The organism is Microcoleus sp. M2_D5 (assembly GCF_036701935.1).
Taxonomy (GTDB): Bacteria; Cyanobacteriota; Cyanobacteriia; order Cyanobacteriales; family Microcoleaceae; genus Microcoleus.
This window is the reverse complement of sequence record NZ_JAUBRP010000133.1, coordinates 1-8,891: the sequence shown is the minus strand read 5'-3', so window position 1 is coordinate 8,891 and position 8,891 is coordinate 1. Positions and strand designations below refer to the sequence as shown.

At 47.5% G+C, this 8,891-nt stretch carries 10 protein-coding genes; 5 read left to right on the top strand and 5 right to left on the bottom strand.

Translation table 11 applies throughout. From position 1 onward, the window contains the following. Nucleotides 1–78 precede the first annotated feature (78 nt). Nucleotides 79–432: a site-specific DNA-methyltransferase gene (locus QUA50_RS28585; RefSeq protein WP_333268637.1), complete on the top strand. Its 354-nt coding sequence runs from the start codon at nucleotides 79–81 to the stop codon at nucleotides 430–432. Here QUA50_RS28585 and QUA50_RS28580 read toward each other — a convergent pair. Both QUA50_RS28580 and QUA50_RS28575 read right to left on the bottom strand, forming a co-directional pair. Next, entirely contained in the window at nucleotides 395–946 is a 552-nt protein-coding gene (locus QUA50_RS28580) for a hypothetical protein (protein WP_333268635.1), read from the bottom strand. The two genes, QUA50_RS28585 and QUA50_RS28580, sit on opposite strands and share 38 nt — an antisense overlap. Beyond that, nucleotides 936–1,148 (bottom strand): helix-turn-helix transcriptional regulator, encoded by a 213-nt coding sequence (locus QUA50_RS28575; RefSeq protein ID WP_333268633.1) that lies wholly within the window; start codon nucleotides 1,146–1,148, stop codon nucleotides 936–938. Before QUA50_RS28575 ends, QUA50_RS28580 begins: the two co-directional genes overlap by 11 nt. Before the next feature lie 156 nt (nucleotides 1,149–1,304). Here QUA50_RS28575 and QUA50_RS28570 point away from each other — a divergent pair, with 156 nt between their 5' ends. Both QUA50_RS28570 and QUA50_RS28565 read left to right on the top strand, forming a co-directional pair. Further along, complete coding sequence (locus QUA50_RS28570; RefSeq protein ID WP_333268631.1) at nucleotides 1,305–1,508, top strand: hypothetical protein; 204 nt, start codon at nucleotides 1,305–1,307, stop codon at nucleotides 1,506–1,508. A gap of 17 nt (nucleotides 1,509–1,525) precedes the next feature. After that, entirely contained in the window at nucleotides 1,526–2,131 is a 606-nt protein-coding gene (locus tag QUA50_RS28565; RefSeq protein ID WP_333268629.1) for a DUF3038 domain-containing protein, read from the top strand. Here the strand turns inward: QUA50_RS28565 and QUA50_RS28560 are convergent. Beyond that, nucleotides 2,111–2,368: a hypothetical protein gene (locus QUA50_RS28560; protein ID WP_333298971.1), complete on the bottom strand. Its 258-nt coding sequence runs from the start codon at nucleotides 2,366–2,368 to the stop codon at nucleotides 2,111–2,113. The genes QUA50_RS28565 and QUA50_RS28560 overlap by 21 nt on opposite strands. On the opposite strand from QUA50_RS28560, the gene QUA50_RS28555 reads away from it, so the two are divergent. After that, nucleotides 2,316–3,911 (top strand): DUF4335 domain-containing protein, encoded by a 1,596-nt coding sequence (locus tag QUA50_RS28555; RefSeq protein ID WP_333268627.1) that lies wholly within the window; start codon nucleotides 2,316–2,318, stop codon nucleotides 3,909–3,911. The genes QUA50_RS28560 and QUA50_RS28555 overlap by 53 nt on opposite strands. 329 nt (nucleotides 3,912–4,240) lie before the next feature. Here QUA50_RS28555 and QUA50_RS28550 read toward each other — a convergent pair whose 3' ends face one another. Both QUA50_RS28550 and QUA50_RS28545 read right to left on the bottom strand, forming a co-directional pair. After that, a complete protein-coding gene (locus QUA50_RS28550) occupies nucleotides 4,241–5,587 on the bottom strand; it encodes a DUF3370 domain-containing protein (RefSeq protein WP_333268625.1) in 1,347 nt (448 codons plus the stop codon). A gap of 140 nt (nucleotides 5,588–5,727) precedes the next feature. Then, nucleotides 5,728–6,651, bottom strand: coding sequence for a nucleoside hydrolase (locus QUA50_RS28545; protein WP_333268623.1), 924 nt, complete (start codon nucleotides 6,649–6,651; stop codon nucleotides 5,728–5,730). Between the two features lie 78 nt (nucleotides 6,652–6,729). Between QUA50_RS28545 and QUA50_RS28540 the strand changes: the two genes are divergently transcribed. Further along, nucleotides 6,730–8,673, top strand: coding sequence for a S9 family peptidase (locus QUA50_RS28540; protein WP_333268621.1), 1,944 nt, complete (start codon nucleotides 6,730–6,732; stop codon nucleotides 8,671–8,673). Nucleotides 8,674–8,891 lie beyond the last annotated feature (218 nt).

The following is an 8,891-nucleotide window of genomic DNA, read 5'->3' as shown; positions in this document are numbered from 1 at the left end:
CACTTTTCACTCGCTCGCACGCTCTCGATCGCTTTCGCTACGTAACGTGCGATCGATTATTCAGCAAACCCTAATTACTTGGAAACTTTACTGGAGTACGGTACTGGTCTATTTTATACTAAAGATGGGTTCGGTGGTTTTCAGTCAAATATTTTAGAAGGTATACAGCGTGAGAAAACCGAGGAGTTTAACGTCCATTGCACAGTTAAACCAATCGCTCTCATGAGAAAGCTGGTGGAAATCTTTGTACCGCGTTTGGAAAATTCTATTCTAATCGATCCTTTCGCAGGATCGGGAACCACATTGCTGGCGGCGCAAGAATTTGGCATTAGGTATGTTGGCATTGAAATAGTACCTGACTACATAGAGATTATCAACAAGCGCCTTGATAGTTTCAGCGGTATACAGGGAATTCTCCCACTTTTTCAATAAGAAATGACTTTAAATCAAACCCGCTTATTGTTTTTATGAACTCAAACGAATCATCCCCCGTGTAAACTTTCCAAGTCCCTACTTGGCACGCTGTAATAGCTGCGGGCAAATTATCTTGTCTGAGAATTAAAAATACGGGTTCGTAATTATAAGTACGAAGTAGCGGGCCATAAGATTTGAACTTTTTCAGTGTTCCAGAATCTCCTGAGCCAATACGATATTTTGTATCTATTGCGTACCCATCAACAATCAGATCGCACGGCTCATCGCTTCCCACTTTAAATGCTGGCTGAAAGCTAGTGCAATATGTTTTACACGTTTCAGTAACTAACAATTGCCAACACATACCTAACTCACGTCCCCAATATTGCCTATTTTCTTTTTTTATTATTGGAGAAATACCAAACACATCCATTAAAATATCGTGTTCTTCATTCTCTTCAGCATAAATTTTTGCGGTAAATGAGTTTTGGTATCTTGCTAAAATTTGCTCTAGTCTTCTTTCAGTCATCATCAATTACCAGATCGGCTAGACTAACGGATAATGCCTTGGCTATTTTGCTGGCATTAAGCAGGGTTATATTCCTTTCACCTCGTTCAACTGAACCAATATAGGTGCGATGTAATTCAGATAGTTCTGCAAGCCGATCTTGGGAAAGATTTCTGAGCTTTCGGAACTGTCTAACTTTTTTACCAAATTGCTCCGTAATATCCATAGAGGGCGCCAGATGAAGCAATCACAACTATAATCTGACAGACTATAAGTAGCGACAGACTATAAGTAGCATTCGAGAGCGCTAGGATCTTTGCATTGATATAAGTCCCGATAGTTTCAAAGCACTGATTTGATTTCGGTCACTCTGCGGCGTAGCATGGTTAGGGGTAAAAATCTATGGGTTTTGCCGATCGCGATCGAACTTGAAGCCGCAACTTTTCACCCGCAACTCCGTCCAGCAGATAGGATTGCCGGAATCAAAGCAACGAGCTATGGAGACAAATTAACAGATGTGCTGTTGCCGGGCCGTAATGCTTTCATCACTGCATACTGTTTGATATCCTGCCTCAACCTGTCTTAATTTCCCGTGCTGAAGCCATGCGCTCGACCGTAAAGTCCTCCGCTCCCACAAACGAAACGGGCCCATCTCCCAACTGGGAAGAATTGACCCAAAAAGCACCAGAACCTACCCAGTTGGACAACATTAAAGCCCAACTGGATTTAGTGCTGTTAGCCCTAGAAGCACTGGCAGAAATTGGCTCCGAGGCGATGCTCAAGGTAGCAGCCGAACTGAATTTAGAGCCAATGGTAGCCGATCGGGTGGCGTTGTGGCGGCTGCGCCAATCTAACCCGCTGCGGAAAGGCCACGGAGGGCGCAAAAAACTCGATGTGGAGGAAGCTCGATCGCTCGTTTTGATAAGCTGTCATTTGGCAAAACAGCACCAAGCTTTAATCCGCCGCGCTGTTGCTTTGCTCGAACAAATGGCAGAGCAAAACCGCGAACCTCACACCATCGCTTTGCTGGGAGATTATATTGACAGGTTCAGCAACACTTATGGCTCGCGCATGGAAGATGGAGAAAATTTATCGGGCCGAGAGTTGACTGATTTGGCCCTCAAACTCCTGATCGATTTGCTGTTTTACAGCAGTCCCGGCGGCCACCGCCGCCTCTGGCTGGCTCTTCTAGACCGTGCTAAAAATTAAGCTAAGCATCATGGGAACGAGAATGACAAAGATCCGGAACAGGCAAGATGCCTGTTCCACAATAAATAAATTTTCTGGTGGAACAGGCATCTTGCCTGTTGCTAAAACAGCTTGTTGAGAATACTGCAAAATATCAGATAAAACATAGTTATTCGCTCTTCCTTCTTCCTTCTTCCTTCCTGCTATGGTTCTCAAACGGTACACGCCCCCCACTTGCACGCTGGAAATCACAGCCAAAAGTTCGCCTCTATCTCGCTGGGCGGGCCAACCGGTGTTTAAATCTTTAAGTTTCGAGCTGCGGCTCGACGACCCCAGGCTGCCAGATACCCAACACGTTACTCTCAGGGGCGATCGAATTCAACTCGAAACCCTCCACGAAGCTGTCAGCAACTACGTCCAAAACTTGCTCGGCGAATCCCGCGATTGGGAAAGCAACCTCAACTCTCAAACCGGCCGTATCCCTGCGGGTTCAGACTCGCCAGAAGCCGCGGGTAATGCCGTTATATTCGATCGAGCCGCCAGCACTTCCGAACTAGCAACTTCCGCCCCAAACACAGCCTACCTTCCGGTTCCCCCCCGCTTAGAACCCCGCGGCTTGCTCGCCCACAACTTGTTTTTAGGCTCTTTGAGCGCCGCAGAATCCGGGCAGGTAGTTCCCTTGAGCACCCTGCAACTGTTTGACTTGGCCACAGCATTAGATGACTGCACCGCCGAAGTGATGGCGCTTCCCAACCTCAACCGCGAGTCCCGACGGCCGCTGTCCTCACCCTGGCTCAAGCTGGCAGCAATGCTGGTCGCCGGCGCCGGTCTGACGACAGGAACTATCAAAATGCTCGATCGAACCGCCACCTCCCCGCAAACCGCCTCAGCCCCCGCCACAGCCCCCGCCAATCCACAATTGAGCACCGCTCCAGCCAACCCCCAGTTAGCTGCAGGCGTTTCCCCCAGTCCAGTTCCCGCCCTACCGACACCCCCAGCACCAACACCCGCAGCCACACCCGCTTTACCGCCCCTGCCGCCCCCGCCCATCAACACTGCGGCCTCCCCCAGCCCCAGCTTGCCCCCAATCGCCCTCGCTCCAACTCCAGCCACCAACAGACCCAGCCCCATCCAGCAGCCACCCCTGCTATTTCCAGCCAACGGCAGCGCAGCCAGCGCCCCACAGAGCGCTCCAGCTTTCCCTCAAGGGTCAACAATCACTATTCCCGCCCCCGAAGAACCGCCGATTTCCGCCCCCCAAGCACCCGCACCAGTACCCTACGTGCTGCCCCCCCTACCGCCGAGACTGGCTCCCGCCGTACCGCCCCCCCTGCCGCCCTCCCTGTCGGCTTCCCGATTTCCCGTTCCCCCGCCCCAAACCTTCCCCAGCCCCATCGAGCCGATTGTCCCCCCAGCCAGTACCGAACTCCCAGCCCTTGAGGACGCTCAACCGAGTGCCGAGTCTGAGGACGACAACCAGCTCGCGGCGAGCAAAAAAAACCGCACTTTATTTGATACAATTCCTCAAGTTTCAGAAGCTAGAACTTACTTTGAGGAACGCTGGAAGCCTCCTGAAGGAATGGAACAAACTTTGGAATACAGCGTGCTGATCGATGAAAATGGGTCAGTTCAAAGTATTGTGCCGATGGGAAAAGCAGCCGCAGATTATATCGAGCAAGTTAATATGCCATTAGCCGGCGAGCCGTTTGTTTCTGCCGTTTCTAATGGGAAAAACCCGAAAATTAGAGTTGTTTTGAGGCCGAACGGTCGAGTACAAACCTTTTTGGAAGAGAGTGATTAGGAATGAGAATTAAATAACTTCCACAAGTTTGTGGGATGGGCGTCCCGCCCGTCTTTTTTGGACGGGCGGGACGCCCATCCCACAATAACTATTAAAATTGTAAGTTATTTAATTCGCGCTCCTTGAACGCTCTCAAACACATTGTCCAGATGGGAAATCCCGGTTAATATCATGTCCGCTCGATTGACCGTAATATCCCGGTCGGGCGGGTTTTTGAGATTGTTAATTATTGGCAGATATTATTGGTGAACCCGCCCCTACCTGATTTCTGGTAATCGACCGGACATAATATAATTGCTAATCTTAAACAAGTTCAAATCAAATCAAATTTAATTTGTTTTCACTGTCAAAACTTGCGGAGGCGACGCATCGGGCGGATAAATAAAATCCACTTCTACAAGTCGCTTTTCTCCCGATTTCATCTCTAATTTTACCAAAGGTTCCCCCTGCTGTCCCCGCCGCTGCACTAAATGCACGTAGCGAGTTTGAGGCACTTTACTGTTATCAGTATACCGCACTCTGACCGTTCCCCTAAAAAAAGTTTGAGGGGCCGGAGGTTCTAAAAAAGTAAGTCCTCCTGAAGTTAATTTGTCTGTCTTAATTGGAGTTTGAATTGCGACAGTTACAGTTTGATTGTTGCTGGTAGAATTGTACAGCGGCAAGCTGAGACTGTATTGAATTCCGTAATTGCCGTGGGCGCGGTATGCTGTATCTGGGTAGCGGACTAGCATTCTCGCACTTTGCACTTGATTTGTGCCCAGCATTCCGCGCGGGAGGCTGCTTAATGGGTAGGAAAATGCTGTTCCGGGTTGGGGAATTGTTAGGTTTGAGGTGGCTTGGTTGTCTGACAGAAGTGCTCGCCATTCTGAACCTAATGCTACACCGGCAACTCGGCCGTAAATTATTTGACCTTCGGTGATTTCGGGCGGTGTGGGAGCTCGATCGCGCGGCCCGGCTATATTACCATTGTCTAATAAGTTTTGCCATTCTGTTAAATTGGGCGATCGCTCGTTTCCCTGTGCGTCAACTCGGGCAAACATCGCCAGACTGGCAACATAGACTATACCATCGCTGTGCAACCGCATCAAGGTCGATCGACCGTTTAGCGGCGGTACCAATCCCCGCACCGGTATCGGATGATTCATCAACAGTTGGCTTTTTCCCGGTGGAATAATTAATACCGGCTCAAAGTCAGACTGTCTCCTTCCTCTGAGAATATCATTCACAGCGCGGCTTCCCGGCCCTGCGTAAATATTGCTGTTTGAATTATCGACTTGCGGCGGCAATTCAATAAAAGGTGCATCGGGTTGACTGAGATAACTCGCAGCTTGCAATATATCTAATTTTACTGGTTTGTTGCCCGGATTGTAAACAATTACTCCTTGATACAATGTTCGCAAATCTTCCGGGGAAGGTGCGCGGGCTATGTGGTGGGCAAATATGTCGAAACGTCCTTGAAAGGGAAAGTTTAAATGTGCGGCTGGAAATCTTTTACCGTCGGGGGGAAATGTCGAAAGCAAAATTCCTTCTTGCAGCACTAATTCGGGACTGTTGCTGTTAAATACTGGTATGTTGTCTAATTGTCCGGGGAGTGGTCGCACTTCTTGGATTTGGAGGATTTCTTGAGGTGCGGGAGGGGTTTGGGCTAAGGGGATGATTGATATAATTGGCAGCATTTTTGAGATGAGTTTTTTTTAACCGCAGAGGGCGCAGAGGGCGCAGAGGAAGAGAGGGAAGAGAAGAGGAGGTAAATATTTGTGTCTGGGGGGGTTTGTACGGAGATTTTGCGTACCAGTCCTAGCAGATATTGGGATTTTTACCTCGCCCACTGTTGTAATATGTAATTGTAAAATTTTGCGGTGTCTACTTGATCCATTGCTTGAATTTTTCTCCCTCCTATTTTAACTTGTGTGCGTCCTTGGCTGATGCCTTGGGTAATAATTTCTGTTTCCCATTCTCGCAGTTTGTAAAATTCTGGACGCGCTAAATAAGCTGTTGCCAAAATGTCCCAAAAATAGTAATCTTGAGATATTGCTAGGGCATAACACTGTCCTGCTAAGTCGGAAATTGGATATTTGCGCTGTTTTGCTAGGAGATTGGAAAATTCGACTGTCAGCGGTACTTTATTGGTGATGTCTAAAGGACACATGACAACGGGAATTTGGGTTTGCCAAATTCTCTCGATTGCTATCGGGTCCCAGTAAGCATTCCATTCCGCTGACATATCTTGTCCGGGTTCCATATCTTTGCTAACATTGCCGGTAACATTTAGCGCGCCTCCCATCCAAACAATTTCTTGAATTTTGCTTTCAATTTCGGGGGCGATATCTAAAGCTTGCGCTACTGTTGTTAACGGCCCCGTTACCATTAATGTGACTGGTTCGGCTGCATCTTGCAAAACTCGCACCATAAAGTTTTGTCCGGGTTCTGATATTAACGGGGTGTCAATGGTTCCTTTTTCATTTAGAATGGGAAGTCGATCGACTGCAAAGGAATCTCGCCTAAATAACACCGGAAATGGATTCAGTCCCCGCACGGTACTCGCCGCCACCGGAACCTCTGAACGCCCCATCAAATCGAGGATTTTGCGCGTTGCACTTACCGCCGGTTGAATGTAGCAGTCCGCAGGAGTTACAATTACTCCCAGAGTTTCCACTTCTTCCATTGTCATCAGCAACACGACTGAGAGATAGTCGTCAACTGCACCGTCGTGATCCATTAGTACGAGTTTTTTGGACATTTTGCTACCCGATGACTGAATTAGTGTAAAGTACAAATATTAATTTTTTTGTGCGATCAACACAACTGCCTCAACTATATGAATACAGTATCACCTTACGGCTCTTGGAAATCACCTATTTCTGCCGATTTAATTGTTTCTGGAACTGTCGGACTCGGACAAATTGCTATTGACGGCGGTGATATTTATTGGGTTGAGGGAAGACCTTCGGAAGCGGGGCGAAGCGTCCTCGTGCGGCGCACTCCTGATGGTACAATCAGCGACGTGACACCGCATCCTTTTAATGTTCGCACTCGCGTTAACGAATACGGCGGCGCTGCTTTTGCGGTTGCTGGCGGTGTTGTCTATTTCTCTCATTTTGCCGACCAACGTATTTATGTTCAAACATTAAATTCTCAACCCGAACCTCTGACTCCTGCTGCTAATTGTCGCTATGCAGATGCGATAGTTGACCAGCAAAGAAATCGCCTGATTTGCGTGCGCGAAGACCATGCCGGTGAGGGCGAACCTGTCAATACTATTGTTAGGATTAATTTAGAGAACGGCGAAGATATTGAAATTTTAACTCAGGGCAATGATTTTTATGCTTCCCCTCGTTTAAGTCCAGACGGTTCTCTACTTTCCTGGATTTGTTGGAACCATCCCAATATGCCGTGGGATGGCACAGAATTGTGGGTTGCCCAAATTAATGCTGACGGTTCTTTAGGTGAAAAATTATTAGTTGCTGGCGGGGTTGAGGAGTCGATTTTTCAACCGGAATGGTCGCCCGATGGAGTTTTGTATTTTGTTTCTGACAAGTCTAACTGGTGGAATTTCTATAGAACCGTCAATCCCCGCTTGCCGAGGGAACAGCAAGAGGTTGAACCTCTGTGCGAAATGGCGGCAGAGTTCGGACTGCCTCAGTGGGTTTTTGGAATGTCTACTTATGCCGTTGTCTCGGAAAGCAAAATTATTTGCACCTACACTCAGCAAGGCAAGTGGTATTTAGCTAGTCTCGATTTAACGACAAACCAGTTAACAACAATTGACACGCCTTACACTGATATTTCGGCGGTCAAAGCGCGGGGAGAAACTGTGGTTTTTCTCGCAGGTTCTCCGACTGAATCTACTGCTATTGTACAACTTAATTTAGCAACAAGTAAACTAGAAATTTTGCGTAAATCGAGCGATTTAAGCATCAATTCCAGCTATCTTTCAGTACCGGAACCGATTGAATTCCCCACGGCAAACAATTTGACTGCTTTCGGTTTCTTCTATCCTCCAAAAAATCAAGATTTCGCAGCGCCTGCGGGTGAAAAACCGCCGCTTGTTGTGAAAAGTCACGGCGGCCCAACTGCTGCTACTTCTAGCAGCATGAATTTGAAAATTCAATATTGGACGAGTCGCGGTTTTGCCGTGCTCGATGTCAATTACGGCGGCAGCACCGGTTACGGCCGAGAATACAGAAAAAGACTGCAAGATAGTTGGGGAATTGTCGATGTTGACGACTGCGCTAACGGTGCTAAATATTTAGCCCAAAAAGGTTTAGTTGATGGCGAAAGAATGGCGATCGCCGGAGGCAGTGCAGGGGGGTACACCACTCTGTGCGCTCTTACTTTCCGCGATGTGTTTAAGGCCGGTGCGAGCTATTATGGAGTGAGCGATTTGGAAGCTTTGGCGACGGATACTCACAAGTTTGAAGCGCGCTATCTGGATGGATTAATCGGGCCTTATCCCGAAAGAAAAGATTTGTATGTGGCTCGTTCGCCTATTCATTCCGCCGAACGTTTATCTTGTCCCGTTATCTTTTTTCAAGGATTAGAAGATAAAGTGGTTCCGCCCAATCAAGCGGAAATGATGGTAGAGATATTGAAAGCTAAAGGTTTGCCGGTTGCTTATGTTGCTTATGAAGGGGAACAGCACGGTTTTCGCCGCGCTGAAAATATCAAAAGAACTCTTGACGGTGAATTCTATTTCTATTCGCGGGTGTTTAAGTTTGAGTTAGCTGAACCTGTGGAGGAAGTGCAGATTTACAATCTTTAGAAAACATTAAGTTTGCAGTTGCTCGGTCTTCCCTAAAACGCAACTGCAACCTTAGCATAATCCGCCAATTTTTAATGTGATTTACTTCACAAATTTTGCTGTTTATTGTCACACATTTAAAGGCAATACAGGTATAAATTTTGTATCGGCTCAATAAGTAGGGGTAGCAGAGAAAAAAAAGTAAGCAGGATACACAAAGTGTTGTAAAATAGGACACA

What these genes read in the sequence shown, in the direction of transcription:
- QUA50_RS28580 (WP_333268635.1), bottom strand. Translation starts at nt 946, where the DNA reads ATGATGACTGAAAGAAGACTAGAGCAAATTTTAGCAAGATACCAAAAC.
- QUA50_RS28575 (WP_333268633.1), bottom strand. Translation starts at nt 1,148, where the DNA reads ATGGATATTACGGAGCAATTTGGTAAAAAAGTTAGACAGTTCCGAAAG.
- QUA50_RS28570 (WP_333268631.1), top strand. Translation starts at nt 1,305, where the DNA reads ATGGTTAGGGGTAAAAATCTATGGGTTTTGCCGATCGCGATCGAACTT.
- QUA50_RS28565 (WP_333268629.1), top strand. Translation starts at nt 1,526, where the DNA reads ATGCGCTCGACCGTAAAGTCCTCCGCTCCCACAAACGAAACGGGCCCA.
- QUA50_RS28555 (WP_333268627.1), top strand. Translation starts at nt 2,316, where the DNA reads ATGGTTCTCAAACGGTACACGCCCCCCACTTGCACGCTGGAAATCACA.
- QUA50_RS28550 (WP_333268625.1), bottom strand. Translation starts at nt 5,587, where the DNA reads ATGCTGCCAATTATATCAATCATCCCCTTAGCCCAAACCCCTCCCGCA.
- QUA50_RS28545 (WP_333268623.1), bottom strand. Translation starts at nt 6,651, where the DNA reads ATGTCCAAAAAACTCGTACTAATGGATCACGACGGTGCAGTTGACGAC.
- QUA50_RS28540 (WP_333268621.1), top strand. Translation starts at nt 6,730, where the DNA reads ATGAATACAGTATCACCTTACGGCTCTTGGAAATCACCTATTTCTGCC.